We start from the raw sequence: 20055 nt of genomic DNA, 5'->3' as shown, positions 1-20055 counted from the left end.
CGGCACTGACATGAAGAAGAAAACCACGCTGTTAATGGCTCAAATCAACCCCACCGTCGGAGCGATTCAGGCCAATACACAAAAAATAATTCAGATAATTGAAGCCCGACAGTCGCAACATGATGTCATCGTATTCCCCGAGCTGGCCGTATGCGGTTACCCCCCGGAAGATTTACTGCTGCGCCCCGATTTTCAGCATCAGATTGACAGGGCGCTGGAGCAGATCGCTCAGGCTACACGGGACACCCGGGTCATCGTTGGGCATCCTTCACGTCGGGCTGACAAAATCCATAATTCTGCCAGCGTATTTTACCAGGGTGCGCGCGCAGCCATCTACCACAAACAGCAACTGCCTAATTACGGGGTCTTCGACGAACGCCGTTATTTTACACCTGGAGCTGCCAGTGCCTGCGTCATTGAGGTCAATAATCATCGTTTCAGCATCTGCATCTGTGAAGACATCTGGCATGCCAGAGCCGTTGATCAGGCTCTTGAGGCGGGTGCCGATACCATGCTGTGTCTGAACGCCTCTCCTTTTCATGATGCAAAACACAGGCAACGGGAAGAATTATTAGTCGCTCAGGCAGAGCGCGGTCTGGCCATTGTTTATGTCAACACCGTTGGCGGTCAGGACGAGCTGGTGTTTGATGGTCAGTCCCTTGTTCTGGATAAACAGGGCAGCATTCGGGCCCGTGCCCCCGCGTTTGTTGAGTCGTTAACAACGATTGACTTTGAGGATGGACAAATAAAAGGCAGCATCAATCCATTGCCTGGTCATGATCAACTCATTTACGAAGCCCTGGTCTGTGGGCTGCGTGATTACGTGGAGAAAAATGCCTTCCCCGGCGTGTTGCTGGGCCTGTCTGGCGGGATTGATTCGGCACTCACTCTGGCTATCGCTGTCGATGCGCTCGGCGCCGATCGGGTACAGGCCGTGATGATGCCCTCGCGCTACACTGCGGATATGAGCGGACAGGATGCCGAAGCACAGCTGACCAGCATGAACGTACGCGGCTCAGTGCTGCCCATAGAACCGGCATTCCAGGCGCTGCTGACAACGCTTGAGCCTTCTTTTGCCGGCCTGGCGCCGGATACCACCGAAGAAAACATGCAGGCCCGTATCCGGGGGCTGCTGCTGATGGCCCTGTCGAATAAAACGGGTTATATGGTGCTCACCACCAGCAATAAAAGCGAAACCGCGGTGGGCTATTCCACCCTTTACGGTGACATGGCCGGTGGCTTCGCTGTGCTGAAGGACGTGCTGAAAACGCAGGTTTACGAGCTGGCGCGCTATCGCAATCAACGCTCGCCGGTCATTCCGGAGCGGGTGCTCACCCGTGCGCCGTCAGCGGAACTGGCTGCCAATCAGACTGATCAGGACAGCCTGCCCGATTATGCTCTGCTGGACGCCATCATTAAGGATCACATGGAGCACAATCTGAGTGCGGAAGCGCTGATCAACGCGGGTTACCCCGCCGCTGAAGTACATCAGATTCTTAAGCTCATCAAGCGCAACGAATACAAACGCCGTCAGGCCGCCCCGGGCATCAAAATCAGTAACCGGGCCTTTGGCAGGGACTGGCGCTACCCTATTACCTCGGGCTTCAGGGAGTATGGCTCTGAGAGGCGATGAGATCTTCCTTTGGAGCCTGCGCCCTTCTCGGAGAAAAAAAGGCCTCCATGGCTGCAAACTGACTGGCAAATTTACCGGTTTTTACTGATTCTCGGGGTGGTACTTCTTCAGCCACTGGGGGCAAAGACCCCGCTGCCTCCGCAGCCACCGACCCAGCGGCGCGCCCCTCGCTGGTAAGCGCACGGAAATAGGCCTCAATATTCGAAAACTGATCCATTTTCAGGCGGCTGGAGGGCTTGTGCCTGGACAGACAGTCAGTCAGGGCAGCCAGGTGCTCACGATTTAACGCGGCGGATTCATCGGGCAGTGTCTGCACCACCGCCGCCACGTCAGGCAATGTCTGCCATTCAACAGGCAGCAATCGTTGCAGCGAGTTTACATAAGCGATGCTCCATCCATTCTCGCTCTTGCTCAGCAGAAACGAATCGCTGCGTTCGCGCTGCGGATCAACCTGCCCCAGATCAGCCACAACAAAACAGGTGTTTTTGCTTTGCTTTTCAACATCTGAATAATTGAGAATGGAGTTTTGCAGAGACTCGATGGCAGATGCAGACAGCGATTCAGGCATCACATCGTTCTGCTGCAGCGTTTCATGGAAAGTTTTCCAGTCCTCAGTATTAATTTTTTCCATAAACGACGGGTTGCCCGGCAACCCTTTGCGACGAAGATACAAAACCCAGTCCCTGGACGAATCCAGATTTTCCCGCACCAGATACCAGGTTTCAGGTATCAGGCGAAACCGCGGCAGAGCGGCCAGGTTGTTAGTCGCTACAAACGGTAATTTCAGATTCAGATGCTTCAGAGCGTTGTTTTTGACCAGACTCTGTTTTTCCGGATCAACGTCACGTTGAATATACACATGCCGCAGCAGCGTTTTAAGGTACACACGCTCGTCATCACGAATCCCGGTGCGCCCCGGATTGCCCGCCAGCCAGTCCGCCAGTGCGGGGAAGTCCTTCACATCTACATCATGACCTTGTCCGATACTGCCGTGCCAGGTCAGTTTGCTGCCCTCGATAACATAGACCGACGTGAGATCGTCGGGTTTAGGCGCCATCACGACATGAATCGCCCTCAACAGATCATCAGCCACGCTGTGGCAATACTGTTTAATCTGAAACCCGGCGTAGGAGCACAAATCAAACTGCGCATCCTGCCTTGACAACATCCTGGCGATGCCTGGCGAAATCAACAGTAGCTTTTCTCGTCCATTACGATCATAACAGGTCAGTTTCCATTTGATGACTGACGTGTTCGAAGAGGACGAAGAAGATGATGACGAGGAGGCGTTTTGTTCGACTGCGTTTAAACAAAAAACAAATTTATCCGTATGAAGGCTGGCAAAAGCACGGGCGGTATCCCTGTCGTCAAACAGATACACATCCGAATGCGCCGGGAACAATTCGTGGCAGCAGAATTTCAACTGATCGTAACGCTCATCGCCCGGTTCAGGTAATTTAAACGATGTCAGGGTGTTCAACAAAGCGGACAGTCTTGGGCTCAGCCTCAGATAGGCCGGACTACACCGTTCATCAAACCAGGTAAGCTCCCAGCTTGAATTCCCTGAGGCAAGGCGCCTTTCCGATAAGGCATAAACGTATTTTTCCGGGTTGTTTTTCTTCAGCAGCGCCCCCTCCTCCCGTGAGCCTGCCAGCAAAACATCCGGCATTTTAGGGACCGTGAAAATCAGCGATTTCAGACGATCCTGCTGCTCCCGGTAACTGTCTTTCGCCGTTTTACCCGTGTAGAGGATGCCGGTATGAATCAGCATCCGCAGTCCCTTACTTAATCCCTGGACAATTTTTTCGTGCAGATAACTGTCTGTTTCTTCTTTTGTCCGCTTGTGATCGGTCAGGTTGATCAGGGCAATCATGACCAGCGTATTGGCCGAGTAGCGCTCCCATGCCCCGGAGCTGAAAAAAATACCGACAAATTCCAGTTTTGAATCAGGCAGGGCACGAATATTCTTCAGCATGGTCTTCAGTCGAACAAGGCTGCTCTTCATGTAACTGCATCCGCAGTAAATTTGTTTAGCCGCCTTTAAAGCATCAAGGAGTGTCTGGCTGTCCAGGCTGTTTAGGGTGTCATATAGTTTTTGAGTAAAGGCTTTGGTGTCGGAAAAAATGGTTTTGTCTGGCATACATCGCTCCTTGAATATAATCCTGTCTGGCTTTTCCCTGGTCACTTATATCATCTTAGCGGAACACAGGCCGAATACAAGCCTCAAAAGCTACTTGCAAAATAAAAGTAAATCGATAACATGGAGTGGCTTTAAACTAATAATAAAAAAGGGACGTCATGAGAATTGCACTTTTTTCTGCCGCGCTGATAGCATCAGGCGCATCCTTTGCAGCCACTCCGGTTCAGGGCTGGTACGGCAGCGTCTTCGGCGGATACAGTTATATACCAGAAAACGTAGACATTACCCGATACGGACTTGCTCGAAACAACGCCGCCTATAACTCAGGCTATCATGCCGGTGCGCGCATCGGCTACCAAAGCAATCCGCTGCGCTATGAAGGTGAATACACCTACATAACCGCTAATCTGAAAAAATTTACCATCGATAATATCCCACAGCTTGGCGTAAACGGCAGCACAACAGCCAATCTGGCCATGGCCAACATATATTACGATTTTCCAGACATGGTTCCGGCCATACAGCCTTTTCTTGGCGTAGGTCTGGGTTATGGCTGGGTTCAGGGCGTACTGAACAGCGATGGCCCGATATTCAGTACCCGCTACACGGGTGAGAGCAGCGTATTTGCCTATCAGGCTACCGGTGGTTTTACCTATAATTTTGCCGAAAATTTTGCTGTCAATATCGCATACCGTTACGTCGGTACCGATCGTGTCAGCGAGCTGGGTAAATTCTTCCAGGCTCATCTGGGCAGCGTTGGCGTCATTTATCGATTTAACCAAAGCAGTTATAAATAAGGATATAGGATGAATATATATTCAAAACTGGGCCTGACCGGACTCATGCTGGCCAGTGGCATCGCATCCGCCTATCAACCGGCACAGGGCTGGTATGCTGGACTCATGGGGGGATTCAGCTATGCCCCGAGTACATCGTTCAGCATCAGCAACCCTTTTGTCGCTTTTTTTCCAGAGTTCGCCAGTATTCCTGCTAAGCTATCCTACAATGTCGGCGGAAATGCCGGTGCACAGCTTGGCTATCGATGCGACAAGTTTCGTGTTGAGGGAGAGCTGAATTATAACTTTAACTCTTACGATCGTTTGCGCATTGGTTATTTCACGATTGGCAGCAGCCATAATGTGCAGGGCCTGAACCTCAGCGGCCACAGCAATATGTATGCCGGTTTCATCAACGGATTTTTCGACATTTACGACGAAGAGAACATGGATACCACCTGGGTGCCTTATGTTGGTCTAGGGATTGGTTACGCGCGGGTACAAAACTCGATTGACTTTTTCATTCATAACTACCAGCTGAATTTCCTGACAGCCAAAGCCAGCTCGAACGAGCCGATTGGACAGGCTATTCTGGGTCTGAATTATTTCCTCAGCGACAATACGTCTCTGGGCTGGGATTTCCGTTATATGTCTACCCGAAAGCTCGATTATCTGAACTCGCGTTTTGAAGTGGTAACTGGAAATCTGGTGTTCAATTATTCATTTGATAACTAAAACCGGGCGCAGGCGGTAAGCCATTCATCATTCAACCTGTAGCCCGTATTAGCGACAGCGTAATACGGGTATGATGTGGCTCGGATCCCGGATTACGATGGCGCTAATCCGGGCTACGGTTTTGAACCAGCCTGCATCCCTGTTCAACTAAAGAGTAAAACATGACCTGTCTGATTGCCCCATCGCTGCTTTCCGCTGACATGACACGCCTGGGTGAAGAGGTAGAGTCCGTTATGCAGGCGGGCGCGGATATGATTCATTTTGATGTAATGGACAATCACTACGTTCCCAACCTGACCATTGGCCCGTTTATCTGTCAGGCTCTGAGCAATCGTTTTCCCAATGTAACCATAGATGTTCATCTCATGACAAATCCGGTTGACGATCTGATTGTTCAGTTTGCCAAAGCTGGCGCATCCCGTATCAGTATTCATCCCGATGCCAGTATCCATCTCGATCGCAGCCTGCAGCTGATACGTCAGCAAGGTGCGCTGGCAGGTTGTGTTCTGAACCCGGCTACCTCGCCTGATGTCCTGCTCTGGTGCCGGCATCGTCTCGATTTCGTGCTGGTCATGACGGTCAATCCTGGATTCGGCGGGCAGACGCTTATTCCCGAAATGATGGATAAAATTAAATTCATCAAAAAACACTACCCTGATCTGCCCATCTGTGTTGACGGTGGCGTGACGGTTGACAATATAAAGGAACTGGCAGACGCCGGCGCAACGCAATTTGTTGCGGGATCTGCTATATTCTCAAGCCCTGACTACAAAACCACCCTCGCCGCCATGCGACAACGGCTGGCTTGATTGAGAGGCTATGAAAACTGTACTTATTATTCTTGGCATTGTCTGGTTCAGTATCAATGCCGAAGCGAGCACGGGCACAGATTATTATGAACGCTTTATGGCCTACTCTCACTGGAATGAGAATCTGCCTGTCGATGCCAGTGATGAAGCGTTTTTAGCCTTTATCAGCAGTGACAGCCCCCTCAGTAACAAGCTGCGTGACAAATGGCTTTATCAACTGGCGCGCCAAAAAGACTGGGCAAACTATAAAAAATGGTATCGCCATAGTAACGACTTAAATCTGCAGTGCTTTTATCACCGAGCCGATTTTTATCTTGGGCAACCCGAGCTGGCACTTAAAGAAGCCCGCCGACTGTGGCTCAGCGGCGATACGCTGCCTGTAGCCTGTGATGTGCTGTTTTCCATGCTGCGGCAATCCAGTGATTTTGATGAAAAACTAATTACTCAGCGCATCAGTCTCGCCCTCGAAAAACAAAATCTGCCCCTCGCACATCAGCTGTTAATGCAATACAAAAAACCACGGGTGAAAGAAGCACAGCTGTTAACGCTCGCCTCGCAAAGCCCTTCCCGTGTCACGAAAATTGGCCCGGGTGAATTGCACAGTGAATTTTACTTATATGGCATGAAACGACTGGTATCCATCAACATGGACCGGGCCCTGGACTTCTGGAAACTGCCGCACACACAAAAAATGCTGAACACAGCACAAAAGCAGGCATTTCTCGCGCAGGTGGCTTTGTATAAAGCGATGCGCAACACCGACGATGCTGAAGAATGGTTTGCCAGAGTCAAACCCGCCTATTACAACGATACCCTTCTTGACTGGCAAATCCGCTATGCATTGAAACGGGAGCAATGGAAGCGGGTTATCAAACTGATCGCGCTTTCAAACGATAAGGACAGCCCATGCTGGCAATACTGGCTCGCCCGCGCACAGGAAGCAACGGAACAAAAAGAGTCAGCCACCCTTATTTACCAGAATCTGGCAAAAAACCGTAATTACTACGGATTTCTGGCCAGCATGCGTCTGCACAGCAAGCCCAGCTTCGAGAATGAAAACATCAGTACCAACACGGCCTTACTAAGACCCTACCAGCCAATTACCAATAATATTAAGACCCTTTATAACAGTAACCAGTCGACCCAGGCCTCGCGGCTTCTCAACGACTTCATGCTTGAATTGCCAAAAGAGCATAAAAGCGCTCTGATTTACTGGCTGGCCAGTAAGCTGCAATGGCATGGCAAATCGGTTTATCTCAGCAACAACCCAGAACTGGCCAATCAATTATCTCTGCGTTTTCCACTGACCTATATTGCGATTGTCAACGCACATGCTAAAAACTACCGCATACCCAAAGAGTTTATTTACGCCATCATTCGTCAGGAAAGCGGCTTTAGAGAAGACGTAGTCTCTCCCGCAGGTGCACGCGGCCTGATGCAGCTGATGCCGTCCACAGCCAATCTGGTCGCTAAAAAGGAAAAAATTCAATACAAGGACAAGGCTCAGCTGTTTTCTTCAGAAAAAAACATTAACATCGGGGTTGCGTATCTGCAGCATCTGTCCAAACGCTTCCACAACCATCCCTTGTTAATTGCTGCCGCTTACAACGCTGGCCCGAGGCAGGCGGTAAACTGGATGAAAAACCAGTCGTCAGGTGACATAGACGTCTGGATTGAAACCCTGCCATGGCGGGAAACAAGAAACTACCTGAAAAACATCATGGCTTTTTACGTAGTCTATCAATACCGTCTGAACCAAAAGCCTGATTTCAGTGCCTTCATGAAACCTTTGTAGTGCCTTATCAACATTAAATACAGGGGTAGGGTGGGCAAAGGAGCGAAGCGACGTGCCCACCCTACCCCAGGATTGAATATTGATAGAGCACTACGATTCGCCCACGTTCCGTAAAAACCTGTTCAGCACAAAGTCTGCGCGCGCCGTTGCGTCTTTCAATGCCTGCCCGGGCGATTTAATGCCTGAGAAAACTGCCTCCAGTGCCTGGTCATTGATCATGCGAATCTGATTGAGCGGGATGCGATAGGGATTAAACGGATTTACCTCTGCCCTCGCTAAATCAAGGCGCGCAACAGCCAGCGTGGGCTGAGCATGGTAACCCGTTGCCTGCTTATAAACGCCATTCAGACCAATGGGAATATAGCCCGTCTGTTGATGCCAGCGCCACTGCACGTCAGGGCGCGCGAGGTAGGTGTAAAACAAGGCAATACCGCGATACGTTTCCTCAGACTGCCCGGCAACCGCCCACAAGGCCGCACCACCAGCTACATTATTATGTCGCGCTTCCTGCAGCGAGGCATCCAACGGCAATGCCGCTACACCCAGACGAAACCTTACCAGTTTCATCATGCTGGCATAACTGCCCGATGACTGACTGAACATCACACAATGACCACTGGTAAACAGCACCGTGGCATCACTGGTACGGCCACCGTATTCCAGAAAATGCCCGGACTGCCACGATTGCAGGCGCTGCACATGCCCTACCAGCGCGGGATGATTATAAACCGCCTTATTCTCGGCACTGACCAATGGCAGGCCATGTAACGCAGAAAACGACTCGATCTGAATCCATGCCGGGTAAGCGCTGGTATAGGAACAGGCATAACCCGCATTTTTTAATGCCTCAGCCAGAGACTCCATTTCCTGCCAGGTTTGTGGAAAAGGCCTGTTGCGCCAGCCGGCATGCTGCAGAGCATCGGCATTGTAAAAAATCAGAGGAACGGAAATGTTAAAGGGCATAGCCTGCAATTGCCCGTTTTTGCTGTAAAAATGTCGAATTGCCGGTAAAAAATCCTGCTCTGGCAGACTGACGCCCTGTTCACGCATCAACTCGTGCACTGGCTTGATGATACCCGCAGGTGACAACATCGTCGCCGTACCAACTTCGGATACCTGCACCATGGCAGGCGGCTTGCCGGCACGGAAAGCCGCAGCGAAGCTGGTCAGGGAATCCGTGTACTCCCCTTTGTAAACAGGTTTGATGACGTAATTAGACTGGCTTTGATTAAAACCATTTACCAGCTGCTTCAATTCACTGCCAAGACCACCAGCCAGTGAATGCCACATAACAATTTCATGTGCCTGAGCGGCAAGACATCCGGAATAAAACAGAGGAATCAAAACCCGAAGGAGTCGATTCATGACAACAGGTCCGGGTAATCGCTGAATACCGCATCAACCCCCCAGCCCAGCAGTTTTTTTGCCTGTTTCCTGCGATTAACTGTGTAGGAAAACAACTGCAGTCCGGCCGCCTTGATTGCCTGAACGCGGGCCGCTGTCAGAATGCTTTTGTTCATGTTCATGGATACGCATTGCAAGTCCGTTGCCCGCGCCAGGCCTTTATCATCCCATTCATGGAGCAACATGCCAAGCGGCATGTCCGGCGCTATGCTGCGGCACAGATGCAATACCCCTTCGTCAAAACTGGACAACAAAGGCAAGGCTTTATTCTGAGGCCAAAACCTGCGCAAATGGGTGAGTACAGCCACCGTGGTCTGTTCGCTCTGCCCGGGATAAGGCTTGATTTCAATGTTGGCATTCATGTCGGACTGAACAAGCCAGTCCAGTACCTCGCGCAAATGAGGAATTCTTTCTCCGCTGAAACGCTTCGAAAACCACTTGCCGGCATCGAGGGATTGCAGATACGCCGCATCCTTTAATCCCACCTCGCCCTTGCCGTCGGTGGTGCGCTTCAGCGATTCATCGTGAATGATAAACGGCTCACCGTCCGCACTCAGCATGACGTCAAACTCAATAAAATTACAGCCCATTGACAAAGCCTCAGTGAAGGCTGCCATGGTGTTTTCCGGAGCATAGGCACTGGCGCCCCGATGCCCTATTACCTTATTGTTTATCTGGAAGCTCACGCCCACTCCCCTGTCTGGTCGAACCCGCAATCACCATGGCGGTCATGGTCAGTTCATTGCTGACTGTCAACACCGGGGCTGGTGATGCCATGGCAGCCAATACCTGAACATTCATTTTCCGCGCCTGATACACCTCTGTCGGCGGCGGATTATCGGCGTCGATAATCATCAGCTGACTGACGCTGTAATTCTGGCTGGGATACACCTTGTTCAGTGTACTGAGTTCATCGTTAACCTGTTTGTACAGGCGCTCGCGCAGCTGCGATTTGACTTGTTGAACTTCCTGCAGGCTGGGCTTGAATTCAACACCTGTTACTGAGTAGGTGGCGCCCGGCCGGCTCACATCCTTGGCATTCAGGTAGATATTGGTCAGGCTGGACTGAGAAACCCGCGCCTGTGCCTCAACAAACAGTTTTTCCAGACCCGAGCTGTCCTGCGAGCGATTAAACTGCGTGAGATGCCATTCGCCATTGGCTATTTTATTCAGTCGATCCATGATGTCAGCGCGCGCCTTCACCAGATCGGCATTGTTCAGCGTAGCGTTTACATTAACGGTTAACAAGGCGGATTGCGTGCTCACCCATTCTTTGGCTGACACCTGAAAAATTACCTGATCCAGCGGCATGGGCATGTGATTCGCCGCCGCAAATGGGCTTAACAAAGAGAAAACCAGCATACCTGTGATTCTTTTCATGTAGTTCTCCTGTGAATAATGCAATCGAACCAGTTTACACGATGATAGATAGCCTTGCCAGACAGGCTGTACGTAATTCGGGATTCTGCCCAGGATCTGGTCATCCATTGATTTATATATAAAATCGATCTATAACATAGGCATTAAAATATAGGGAGCCGACCAGATGATGTCCGTTGAAACAAGAAAAATAAATGAAAAATCCTTCAACCCCGGGGAAGATTTTTTCGAATATGGCCTGAGTCATGGTTTCGGTGACCTGCACTTCAAAGTTGATCCGGCCAGCGGTATGAAGGCTATTATAGCCATACACAGCACCAAACTTGGCCCGGCTCTGGGCGGCTGCCGGTTTATTGAGTACCCGGATACTGACAGCGCAATCTATGACGCCATGCGCCTGGCACGTGGCATGAGCTTTAAGGCCGCTTCCGTCAACCTGCCTCTCGGCGGTGGCAAGTCGGTGATCATCAAACCAGCCGGCCCCTTCGATCGTGAGGCGTATTTTCATGCCTTTGGCGAGTTTGTGAATGAATTAAATGGCCGCTACATCACGGCCCTCGACAGCGGTACGCTGCTCAGCGACATGGACATCATCGCAGAACATGCGCCTTATGTGGCCAGCCTCTCAAAATACAACGGCGACCCATCACCCTACACCGCGCTGGGCGTTTTCAAGGGGATTCAGGCGTCTGTGGACTTCAAGCTGGGTAAAGACTCCATGCGCGGTCTGCATGTTGCCATTCAGGGACTGGGGCATGTCGGTTACCTGCTTGCCAACTACCTGCACGAAGCCGGCGCCAGGCTCACCGTTGCCGACATTAATCAGAGCAGCGTTGAACGTGCCGTTAAGGAATTTGGTGCACAGGCTGTCAGCACCGATCAAATCCATAAAGTGCCCTGCGATGTATTCTCTCCCTGTGCCCTCGGAGCCATTATTAACGATATCAGCATAAACCAGCTGCAGACCAGCATCATCGCCGGTGCGGCCAATAATCAACTGGCCCATCGCTTTCACGGTAAGGTGTTACACGACAAAGGGATTCTCTACGCGGCAGATTATGTGATTAATGCCGGCGGTCTGATCTTCGCAGCCAGTAAATACCTGGAAACCCACGAAGATACGGTTAACAGACAAATTGACAGTATCGGGCACTCGCTGCACGAAATTTTCGTCCGTTCACAGCGTGATAATCTGCCGGCAAGCGACATTGCCGATACGCTGGCTCAGGAAAAACTGGCCTGACCTTCTGGTGTCTCTTTACTTATGAATCAGTCAAATATTTCGCCTGAGTTATACCAATACATGCTGGATGTTTCGCTGCGCGAACATCCGGTCCTGCGCGAGTTACGTGAAAATACGCGTGCGACCATGGCTTTATTTAACATGCAGGTTGCTCCTGAACAGGCCCAGTTCATGCAGTTTCTCATACAGAGCATCAAGGCCCGCCGGGTACTGGAGCTGGGGACCTTTACCGGTTACAGCGCCCTGGCCATGGCGCTGGCTCTGCCTGAAGACGGCCGGCTGATTACCTGCGATATCAATAAGGAATGGACGGAACATGCGCCGGATTTCTGGCAGAAAGCCGGCATGGATCACAAAATAGAACTGCGGCTCGGCCCGGCTCTGAACACACTGCAGCAGTTGCTGAACGAAGCACAGCAGTTTGACTTTATCTTTATCGACGCCGACAAAACCAATTATGTTCCCTATTACGAGCTGGCTCTGCAATTAATCAACCCAAATGGCATCATTGCCATAGACAATATCTTCTGGGATGGTAAGGTGGTTACAGACAGTGAAACCGGCGCGCAGGTTAGAGAAATACGTCGGTTAAACCAGCTCATTAAACAAGACAAGCGGGTTGAGGTCAGTTTATTACCACTCGCAGACGGCCTTTTCTTAATCAGACCCAAAACAGACTAATGGCCTGATCCGAACACACTAAAAGGAGTAGGAACATGAAGGAATCAAACGAATTTAACCCCTGTGGCCTCGATGGTTTTGCTTTTCTGGAGTTTTCCGCTCCCGATCAGGCCCAGCTGCACAGGCAGTTCCGTGACATGGGATTTCGCGAAACCAGCAGGCACCGGGATCAAAATATCAGTCTGTATCAACAGGGTGACATCCATTTCATTGTGAACGGCAGTGAGGGTGGTCAGGCCGAGACCCATGCCCGTACGCATGGAGCCGGAGCCTGTGCCATGGGCTTTCGTGTAAAGGATGCCAATCAGGCATGGAATCATGCCATCCGGCACGGCGCTACCCCCTTTCTTGACTGTAAACACGCCCATCACGGCTTGCCTGCTATTCAGGCTATTGGCGGCAGCGTGATTTATTTTGTTGATGACCAGCACCAGCCTTTCCAAAACGAATGGCAGAGTGCGCCCGTTTCTGCGGCAGCGAGTGATTGCGGCCTTAGTTATATCGATCACCTGACGCATAACGTATATCGTGGCAACATGGATAAATGGGCTGATTTTTACAGCACTATATTTAATTTCCGTGAAATTCGTTTTTTTAACATCGTAGGTCAGATGACCGGTCTGGTCAGTCGTGCCCTGTCCAGCCCCTGCGGTAAGATCAAAATTCCACTGAACGAATCAAAGGATGATCTGTCGCAGATTGAAGAGTTTCTCCACGAATACCAGGGTGAAGGCATTCAGCATATTGCCCTGGCCACCCAGAATATTTACGATGCCGTCGGTCAATTGCGCAGTCGTGGTGTCAGTTTCCTTGACGTTCCGGACACCTATTACGAAATGATTGAAGCCCGTGTTCCCTGGCATAACGAGCCTGTCAGCGATCTACAGAAAGAACGCATTCTGATAGACGGTGACACCACGCCGGAGAATGGTCTGTTGTTGCAGATCTTCACTGAAAACGTATTTGGGCCGGTCTTTTTTGAGATTATCCAGCGCCGCGGTAACGAAGGCTTTGGTGAGGGTAACTTCCAGGCTCTGTTCGAAGCCATTGAGCGTGATCAGATGAAACGAGGCACCCTGCCTGCCACCCCCGTCAACGCAGAACTGAGGAGTTATTTGTGAAACTGGCCAGTCTGAAATCAAATTCGTCCCGCGATGGCCAACTCTGTGTGGTCAGTCGCGATCTCAGCCGTGCGGTAACCGTCGATCACATTGCAAAAACGATGCAGTCAGCAATTGAGCGATGGGCCGAGGTATCCGGTGCTCTGGAAGAAATATACCAGGCCCTCAACGATGGGGCAGTTGAAAACAGCTTTGCTTTTGATGCCGGCAACGCTGCCTCACCCCTGCCCCGCGCCTACCAATGGGCCGATGGCAGTGCCTACGTTAACCACGTGGAGCTGGTCAGAAAGGCCAGAGGAGCGGTGCTACCTGATAATTTCTGGACCGATCCGCTGATGTATCAGGGTGGCTCGGATTCGTTCCTTGCCCCGACTGACCCCATTCCGGTTCGTGATGAGGCCTACGGCATCGATTTTGAAGCAGAAATTGCCGTGATCACTGATGACGTGCCCATGGGTACATCCCCCGCTCAGGCGGCCAGGCATATCAAACTGCTCATGCTGGTAAATGACGTTTCTCTGCGCAATCTGATCCCAGACGAACTGAGCAAAGGCTTTGGATTTTTCCAGTCAAAACCATCCAGCAGCTTTTCTCCCATCGCCCTGACGCCCGATGAGCTTGGTGCGCACTGGCATGATCAGCGGGTGCATCTCCCCCTGACCAGTCATTTGAATGGCAGCCTGTTTGGCGAGCCCAATGCGGGTGTAGATATGACCTTCAACTTTTCCGATCTGATAGCGCACGCAGCCAAAACACGTGAACTGAGTGCGGGAACCATCATTGGCTCAGGTACGGTATCCAATATCGATCGCAGCCACGGTTCAGCCTGTCTGGCTGAAAAGCGGATGCTGGAAATTCTGGCCGATGGCAAGGCATCGACACCCTACATGAAATTTGGTGACAGAATTCGTATCGAAATGTTTGATGCGGAAGGAAATTCGCTGTTCGGTGCGATTGACCAGTGCGTTGTAGAATATCGTGGACAGCAAAAGGCATGATTCTCTACGACTATTACCGTTCATCAGCCAGTTATCGCGTGCGCATCGCGCTGCACCTTAAGGGTATAACGTATGAAAAACACGGTGTTCACCTGATCAATAACGGCGGCGAACAGCATCATGCGGATTATATCAGCCTCAACCCGCAGGCACTGGTGCCCACCCTGGTTACAGACGATGGGCACGTGATCAGCCAGTCTCTGGCTATTATTGAATATCTGGATGAGTGCTTTCCCGAACCACCTTTATTGCCAGACAATGCCTTGCAGCGGGCAGAGGTCAGAAATCTGGCCCTGCTGGTAGCCTGCGACATTCACCCGCTGAACAATCTGCGCGTGCTCAATCAGTTACGTCAGCAGTTTGAGGCAAGCGACCAGGACGTGTTGGACTGGATGCATCACTGGATGCACTCTGGGTTTGCGGCATTCGAGCACAAACTGCAGAAAGCGGAGAGTACGGGGATGCTGTGTTATGGTGACCAGATAAGTCTGGCTGATACCTGCCTGATTCCTCAGGTATATAACGCCAGGCGCTTCCAACTCAATATGGACAGTTATCCAATCATCAACGACATCTATGCCTATTGTACGTCGCTGGATGTGTTTAAGCTGGCAGAGCCGGTAGATCCCTCATGATAAGGAATCTACCGTCAGCATAGTTTAGAACATGACCAGTGAGCGGGGCATGAACAGGTAGTAACCGTGACTCAGCATGAGAACACCAACCACACCTATCAGCAGAGCCATTACATAATACAGGTTGCCTGCGTAAACCACCTGGCAGACTTTTGTCATCCGTTCAGGCAAAGCCAGCCATAGTATGGCCTTAATCACAACGGCCCAGCCCACCACGGTCAGCAGAAGATCGGAGTCCATGAGCCAGATATTGTGAGTCACAACCAGAATCAAACCAAAAATCAGCGAAATGCTGGCCGATACGGCTATTAATCCGCTGTCGGGATCAAGATTCTGCATCAGTTTACGGTAATGGCTGGCACGAGCGATCATGATTGCCGTCATAATCACGAAAAACAGGCCTAACACTTGGCCAATTACCAGCAAATGTATGGGTTCGGTAGTCAACATTTTGGTCTCCATTTGAATATGCGTCCTGATTTCAGTCTAGCATAGATTGGAACAGGAACAATCAATTCGCTACTGAAAAACATTTATTAATCAAAACCAAACCTGGGCAATCGCTACCGTATCCACCTGACCGTCGGCGGAGCGGCGCAGCATGGACCATTCGGCCTTACAGCGCTGTAAATGCCCCAGTAATTGCGCCTGATTACTGCAGATATACCGAACGGGCATGTTATCAATTTCGTGCCCTTCATCCACGGCAAGGCACTGTTCACCATTGCTCAACTCCATAGCCCATGGATAGGTGCGCGACATGTCCAGCGCGCTGTGATGGCTGTTATCCGCAGGGTTGGCCAGAGTGAGCAGCGTTTCACTGGACAGCCAGGGCGCCTGAGCGCACAGAGCCTGTCTGTGATCGCCGTAGGTTTTGATGAAACAGGGGTCGTAAACCTTACCCTCGGCGGAGCAGCGCCAGGCATCCTCTCGTTTGATTCGTTGCGACTGCTGCCAGCATTCTCCGTCGATGGCCTGCTGCGACTGAACGGATTCAACACGAGCCTTATCAAACGGACGGAACAAATGCAATTCGGTATCCTGTGCGAACGATGCCTCACTCAACAGAAAAGCAGCCAATAACACTGTTCTTGATTTCAGAATCTGTAACACCATCTATCCCCTGTCAACAAACGAAAAAAAATCCGAAGACCACGCCGCCAAAAATCCTTACACGTGCCGAACGCTTCGTGTATTATACCCGTTTAAAATGAATATTCGGAGTAACATGATGACAGAAGTGCCTACCGTTAAACAATGTCTGGATGGCGAGATAGCGGTTGACAGCCAGGTGACCGTCAAAGGCTGGGTGAAAACACGCCGTGACTCCAAAGCGGGTCTGTCTTTTATCAGCGTACATGATGGATCGTGCTTTGCCCCCATTCAGCTCGTCGTAACGGATGCTCTGCCCAATTACCACGATGAGGTATGCAAAATTACCACGGGCTGTGCCGTTGCAGCCAAAGGCACACTGGTTGCCTCCCAAGGTAAGGGGCAATCCTATGAAATTCAGGTCAGTGAACTGGAGGTCGTGGGCTGGGTTGAAAACCCGGAAAGCTACCCGGTACAGGCTAAACGGCACACCCTGGAGTTTTTACGTGATGTCGCACACCTGCGTCCACGCACCAACACCATCAGCGCCATCACCCGCATTCGTCATTGTCTGGCTCAGGCCACGCATCGCTTTTTCCATGAGCGCGGTTTTTTCTGGATCCACACGCCCATCATCACGGCCAGTGATTGCGAAGGTGCGGGGGAAATGTTCCGGGTCAGCACACTGGATTTAATGAACCTGCCTAAAAACGACAAGGGTCAGGTTGATTTCAGCAAGGATTTTTTTGGCAAGGAAACCTTTTTGACGGTATCAGGCCAGCTGAACGTAGAAGCCTACTGTCTGGCCATGTCCAAAGTCTACACATTTGGCCCTACCTTCCGTGCTGAAAACTCCAATACCAGCCGTCATCTGGCTGAGTTCTGGATGATTGAACCGGAGGTTGCCTTTGCTGACCTGAACGATATGTGCGCCCTCAGTCAGGATTTATTACGCTATCTGTGTAAAACGGTTCTGGATGAGCGTCAGGACGATATGGCCTTTTTCAACCAGTTTGTCTCTCCGGGCTGCATCGAGCGACTGGAGCATATTGTTAACTCCGATTTTGAGATCATGACCTACAGTGATGCCATTGTGGCTTTGGGCAAAGCGAAAAAGTCCTTTGACTATCCCGTCAGCTGGGGCCTGGATCTGCAATCCGAACACGAGCGTTATCTGGCAGAAGACCTGTGCCAGAAACCAGTCATCATCACCAACTATCCTAAAGATATTAAAGGGTTCTACATGCGTCTGAACGACGATGGACGTACTGTTGCGGCCATGGACGTACTGGCACCAGGAATTGGCGAAATCATCGGCGGCAGCCAGCGTGAAGAGCGTCTGGAGGTTCTTGACCGCCGCATGGATGAATGCCATCTGGATAAAGAAGCGTATGACTGGTTCCGTGATTTACGCCGCTACGGCTCCGTACCCCATTCAGGATTTGGTCTGGGCTTTGAGCGCCTGATTAGTTATGTCACTGGTGTGGGTAATGTGCGGGACGTCATTCCCTTCCCACGTACACCAGGACATGCTGCGTTTTAAAATACTGCTGAGTATCAGTAGGCTGGTACGGCTTTGAGCCAAAACCAGCCTACTCAATACCACTCACCAAACCATTTTGAATGGTCAGGATTTTATCCATTCGTGAGGCAAGATTTTGATCATGCGTCACGATCACAAGCGCCGTATTCATATGCTGATTTAAATCGAGCATCAACTCAATTATTTTAACAGCTGTTGCGTTATCAAGATTACCCGTTGGCTCATCAGCCAATACGCATTGCGGTTGATGCACCAGTGCACGGGCAATGGCAACCCGCTGACGTTCACCACCTGACAGTTGCGATGGCTTATGCGCGGCTCGGCTGGCAAGGCCTACCTTATCGAGAATATCCAACGCCTTTTCACGAGCACTGACAATAGACTCACTGGCCAGCAACAAGGGCATGGCAACATTTTCCATAGCCGAAAACTCAGGCAGTAAATGATGAAACTGGTAAATAAAACCCAGTTGACGGTTACGCAGTTCACAGCGTTTTTTTTCCGACAGGCTCTTCCATGACACTCCCTGCATCGACACCTCACCGGCAACCGGATTATCCAGTCCACCCAAAAGATGTAACAGCGTGCTTTTGCCAGAGCCAGAGGGACCAACAATTGCGATTCGATCACCTCGTCGAATGGTAAAATCAACTCCTTTCAACACATCAACACTCGACGATGCGTCATAATAGGTTTTGCTCAGATTCAAACAGGATAAAATAACATCACTCATAATGCAGCGCCTCCGCGATAACAGTTTTTGAGGCACGCCAGGCTGGATAAATTGTTGCAGCAAAGCTCATCAACAAAGCCATGGCACATACCTGGAACAAATCAGACAACATGATTCTGGAAGGCAGGTAATCAACGAAATAGATGCTGGACGATAATACCTGAATGTGAAACAGCGACTGCACATGATTGACAATCGCGGTAGCATTACTCGCCAGAAGGATTCCGCCTGCAAGGCCAAGGAAGGTGCCTACCATTCCAACGAGCATGCCCTGCACAATAAATATCCACAAAATCGTCGAAGGCGTGGCGCCGATGGTACGCAATATCGCGATTTCCGATTGCTTGTCGTTGACCACCATCACCAGCGACGACACCAGATTAAAGGCGGCTACCGCAATGATAAGCAGAAGAATCAGAAACATCATGGTTTTTTCCATTTTTACTGCCTGAAAAAACGCACCAAACTGATCGGTCCAGTTACCAACCTGATAATCATCACCCAGCTGAGCGGCCAGTCTGTCTGACAGCTCAGGCGCCTCATAGACATTGTTCATTTTCATTTTCAGACCGCTGACCGCATCACCGTATTGCATCAGCGCCTGTGCGTCATGAAGATTAATAAAGGCCAGGCCGGTATCAAAATTAAATCCCGTACCCGCTGAAAAAATACCCACTACCGTGAAACGCTTGAAGCGTGGCAGCATGCCAGCTGGAGTTACGCTCGCCTGGGGCACCATGATGGTGACTTTATCACCGATGGTTACCCCCAGTCGGTCTGCAAGTCCGCGCCCCAGCATGATACCAAAATGCTGCAGATCATCCATGCTGCCTATCAGCAGTTTGTCCTGCAGATGCGTTACCAGCCTTTCCTTTTCAGGCAGTACCCCGGTAACCACCAGAGGCAAAACCTGCCCCTCATGAGTCAATAGCCCCTGCGCACCCACGTAGGGCGCAATGGCTTTAATTTGAGGGGTTTTGGCCAGTTTTTTTTCCAGATCCTGCCAATTGGTCAGCTTCCCATCGATTCCGCTTACGGTAATTTCAGGTGCCATGCCAAAAAAACGTTTGTGAATTTCTTCGTCAAATCCGTTCATGACCGAGAGTACCGTTATCAGAACCATCACACCCAGCCCAATGCCCAGCATGGAGCTCAGCGAAATAAATGAGACAAAATGGTTTCTTTTTTTGGCTCGGGTGTAGCGCAGGCCAATAAACAACGCAAGGGGTTTAAACATAGCTTAATATTATTCAGGGAAAAAAATCATTGTAGTGAAATTTGTCCCGGCAGGATATAGCTGGAGGGATAAATGCATGGGCTCACAGCAGAGTGTAAGC

General features: G+C 50.7%; 19 protein-coding genes. 11 read left to right on the top strand and 8 right to left on the bottom strand.

Annotated elements, in window-relative coordinates:
* Window positions 1-10: 10 nt before the first annotated feature.
* The gene (locus ACQUTA_RS01540; RefSeq protein WP_444986420.1) at window positions 11-1633 is read left to right on the top strand and encodes an NAD+ synthase; all 1623 of its coding nucleotides are present in this window, start codon (window positions 11-13) and stop codon (window positions 1631-1633) included.
* Here the strand turns inward: ACQUTA_RS01540 and ACQUTA_RS01535 are convergent.
* A complete protein-coding gene (locus tag ACQUTA_RS01535) occupies window positions 1605-3773 on the bottom strand; it encodes a hypothetical protein (RefSeq protein ID WP_444986419.1) in 2169 nt (722 codons plus the stop codon). The two genes, ACQUTA_RS01540 and ACQUTA_RS01535, sit on opposite strands and share 29 nt — an antisense overlap.
* A gap of 158 nt (window positions 3774-3931) precedes the next feature.
* Here ACQUTA_RS01535 and ACQUTA_RS01530 point away from each other — a divergent pair, with 158 nt between their 5' ends.
* From ACQUTA_RS01530 to ACQUTA_RS01515, 4 genes are all read left to right on the top strand, one after another.
* Window positions 3932-4570 (top strand): outer membrane protein, encoded by a 639-nt coding sequence (locus tag ACQUTA_RS01530; protein ID WP_444986418.1) that lies wholly within the window; start codon window positions 3932-3934, stop codon window positions 4568-4570.
* A gap of 9 nt (window positions 4571-4579) precedes the next feature.
* Entirely contained in the window at window positions 4580-5284 is a 705-nt protein-coding gene (locus ACQUTA_RS01525) for an outer membrane protein (protein ID WP_444986417.1), read from the top strand.
* Window positions 5285-5445: 161 nt separating this feature from the next.
* Window positions 5446-6093: a ribulose-phosphate 3-epimerase gene (rpe, locus tag ACQUTA_RS01520; RefSeq protein ID WP_444986416.1), complete on the top strand. Its 648-nt coding sequence runs from the start codon at window positions 5446-5448 to the stop codon at window positions 6091-6093.
* Between the two features lie 10 nt (window positions 6094-6103).
* On the top strand, window positions 6104-7888 hold the full coding sequence (locus tag ACQUTA_RS01515) for a lytic transglycosylase domain-containing protein (protein ID WP_444986415.1): 1785 nt from the start codon (window positions 6104-6106) through the stop codon (window positions 7886-7888).
* A gap of 90 nt (window positions 7889-7978) precedes the next feature.
* Here the strand turns inward: ACQUTA_RS01515 and ACQUTA_RS01510 are convergent, their stop codons facing one another.
* Genes ACQUTA_RS01510 through ACQUTA_RS01500 form a run of 3 tightly spaced genes read right to left on the bottom strand, consistent with a single transcriptional unit; the run spans window position 7979 to window position 10672 of the window.
* Complete coding sequence (locus ACQUTA_RS01510) at window positions 7979-9253, bottom strand: extracellular solute-binding protein (protein ID WP_444986414.1); 1275 nt, start codon at window positions 9251-9253, stop codon at window positions 7979-7981.
* Complete coding sequence (ugpQ, locus tag ACQUTA_RS01505) at window positions 9250-9978, bottom strand: glycerophosphodiester phosphodiesterase (RefSeq protein WP_444986413.1); 729 nt, start codon at window positions 9976-9978, stop codon at window positions 9250-9252. Before ugpQ ends, ACQUTA_RS01510 begins: the two co-directional genes overlap by 4 nt.
* Window positions 9956-10672 (bottom strand): hypothetical protein, encoded by a 717-nt coding sequence (locus ACQUTA_RS01500; protein WP_444986412.1) that lies wholly within the window; start codon window positions 10670-10672, stop codon window positions 9956-9958. The genes ugpQ and ACQUTA_RS01500 overlap by 23 nt, the downstream gene beginning before the upstream one ends.
* Before the next feature lie 166 nt (window positions 10673-10838).
* Here ACQUTA_RS01500 and ACQUTA_RS01495 point away from each other — a divergent pair, with 166 nt between their 5' ends.
* Genes ACQUTA_RS01495 through maiA form a run of 5 tightly spaced genes read left to right on the top strand, consistent with a single transcriptional unit; the run spans window position 10839 to window position 15350 of the window.
* The gene (locus ACQUTA_RS01495; RefSeq protein WP_444986411.1) at window positions 10839-11915 is read left to right on the top strand and encodes a Leu/Phe/Val dehydrogenase; all 1077 of its coding nucleotides are present in this window, start codon (window positions 10839-10841) and stop codon (window positions 11913-11915) included.
* Between the two features lie 21 nt (window positions 11916-11936).
* A complete protein-coding gene (locus ACQUTA_RS01490) occupies window positions 11937-12596 on the top strand; it encodes an O-methyltransferase (RefSeq protein ID WP_444986410.1) in 660 nt (219 codons plus the stop codon).
* A gap of 35 nt (window positions 12597-12631) precedes the next feature.
* Window positions 12632-13717, top strand: coding sequence for a 4-hydroxyphenylpyruvate dioxygenase (hppD, locus tag ACQUTA_RS01485; protein WP_444986409.1), 1086 nt, complete (start codon window positions 12632-12634; stop codon window positions 13715-13717).
* Window positions 13714-14715: a fumarylacetoacetate hydrolase family protein gene (locus ACQUTA_RS01480; RefSeq protein WP_444986408.1), complete on the top strand. Its 1002-nt coding sequence runs from the start codon at window positions 13714-13716 to the stop codon at window positions 14713-14715. Before hppD ends, ACQUTA_RS01480 begins: the two co-directional genes overlap by 4 nt.
* Entirely contained in the window at window positions 14712-15350 is a 639-nt protein-coding gene (maiA, locus tag ACQUTA_RS01475) for a maleylacetoacetate isomerase (protein ID WP_444986407.1), read from the top strand. The genes ACQUTA_RS01480 and maiA overlap by 4 nt, the downstream gene beginning before the upstream one ends.
* Window positions 15351-15374: 24 nt before the next feature.
* Here the strand turns inward: maiA and ACQUTA_RS01470 are convergent, their stop codons facing one another.
* Together ACQUTA_RS01470 and ACQUTA_RS01465 are read right to left on the bottom strand one after the other, a co-directional pair.
* Window positions 15375-15800 carry a hypothetical protein gene (locus tag ACQUTA_RS01470; protein WP_444986406.1) on the bottom strand — a complete coding sequence of 142 codons (426 nt, stop codon included), beginning with the start codon at window positions 15798-15800 and terminating at the stop codon, window positions 15375-15377.
* A gap of 90 nt (window positions 15801-15890) precedes the next feature.
* Complete coding sequence (locus ACQUTA_RS01465; RefSeq protein ID WP_444986405.1) at window positions 15891-16466, bottom strand: hypothetical protein; 576 nt, start codon at window positions 16464-16466, stop codon at window positions 15891-15893.
* Window positions 16467-16581: 115 nt separating this feature from the next.
* Between ACQUTA_RS01465 and asnS the strand changes: the two genes are divergently transcribed.
* Window positions 16582-17985, top strand: a complete 1404-nt coding sequence (asnS, locus tag ACQUTA_RS01460) for an asparagine--tRNA ligase (RefSeq protein ID WP_444986448.1) — start codon at window positions 16582-16584, stop codon at window positions 17983-17985.
* A gap of 49 nt (window positions 17986-18034) precedes the next feature.
* Here the strand turns inward: asnS and lolD are convergent, their stop codons facing one another.
* Complete coding sequence (gene lolD / locus ACQUTA_RS01455) at window positions 18035-18718, bottom strand: lipoprotein-releasing ABC transporter ATP-binding protein LolD (protein ID WP_444986404.1); 684 nt, start codon at window positions 18716-18718, stop codon at window positions 18035-18037.
* The gene (locus tag ACQUTA_RS01450) at window positions 18711-19955 is read right to left on the bottom strand and encodes a lipoprotein-releasing ABC transporter permease subunit (protein WP_444986403.1); all 1245 of its coding nucleotides are present in this window, start codon (window positions 19953-19955) and stop codon (window positions 18711-18713) included. Before ACQUTA_RS01450 ends, lolD begins: the two co-directional genes overlap by 8 nt.
* Between the last annotated feature and the right edge of the window lie 100 nt (window positions 19956-20055).

It is taken from the genome of Legionella navarrensis, assembly GCF_052527415.1.
The sequence above is the reverse complement of the archived record's forward strand: the minus strand, read 5'-3'. Positions and strand labels throughout refer to the sequence as shown.

Coding starts and splice junctions, on each gene's coding strand:
- ACQUTA_RS01465 (WP_444986405.1), bottom strand. CDS start 16,466: ATGGTGTTACAGATTCTGAAATCAAGAACAGTGTTATTGGCTGCTTTT.
- ACQUTA_RS01540 (WP_444986420.1), top strand. CDS start 11: ATGAAGAAGAAAACCACGCTGTTAATGGCTCAAATCAACCCCACCGTC.
- ACQUTA_RS01495 (WP_444986411.1), top strand. CDS start 10,839: ATGATGTCCGTTGAAACAAGAAAAATAAATGAAAAATCCTTCAACCCC.
- lolD (WP_444986404.1), bottom strand. CDS start 18,718: ATGAGTGATGTTATTTTATCCTGTTTGAATCTGAGCAAAACCTATTAT.
- ACQUTA_RS01535 (WP_444986419.1), bottom strand. CDS start 3,773: ATGCCAGACAAAACCATTTTTTCCGACACCAAAGCCTTTACTCAAAAA.
- ACQUTA_RS01515 (WP_444986415.1), top strand. CDS start 6,104: ATGAAAACTGTACTTATTATTCTTGGCATTGTCTGGTTCAGTATCAAT.
- rpe (WP_444986416.1), top strand. CDS start 5,446: ATGACCTGTCTGATTGCCCCATCGCTGCTTTCCGCTGACATGACACGC.
- ACQUTA_RS01530 (WP_444986418.1), top strand. CDS start 3,932: ATGAGAATTGCACTTTTTTCTGCCGCGCTGATAGCATCAGGCGCATCC.
- ACQUTA_RS01450 (WP_444986403.1), bottom strand. CDS start 19,955: ATGTTTAAACCCCTTGCGTTGTTTATTGGCCTGCGCTACACCCGAGCC.
- ACQUTA_RS01500 (WP_444986412.1), bottom strand. CDS start 10,672: ATGAAAAGAATCACAGGTATGCTGGTTTTCTCTTTGTTAAGCCCATTT.
- asnS (WP_444986448.1), top strand. CDS start 16,582: ATGACAGAAGTGCCTACCGTTAAACAATGTCTGGATGGCGAGATAGCG.
- ACQUTA_RS01470 (WP_444986406.1), bottom strand. CDS start 15,800: ATGTTGACTACCGAACCCATACATTTGCTGGTAATTGGCCAAGTGTTA.
- hppD (WP_444986409.1), top strand. CDS start 12,632: ATGAAGGAATCAAACGAATTTAACCCCTGTGGCCTCGATGGTTTTGCT.
- maiA (WP_444986407.1), top strand. CDS start 14,712: ATGATTCTCTACGACTATTACCGTTCATCAGCCAGTTATCGCGTGCGC.
- ACQUTA_RS01510 (WP_444986414.1), bottom strand. CDS start 9,253: ATGAATCGACTCCTTCGGGTTTTGATTCCTCTGTTTTATTCCGGATGT.
- ACQUTA_RS01525 (WP_444986417.1), top strand. CDS start 4,580: ATGAATATATATTCAAAACTGGGCCTGACCGGACTCATGCTGGCCAGT.
- ACQUTA_RS01490 (WP_444986410.1), top strand. CDS start 11,937: ATGAATCAGTCAAATATTTCGCCTGAGTTATACCAATACATGCTGGAT.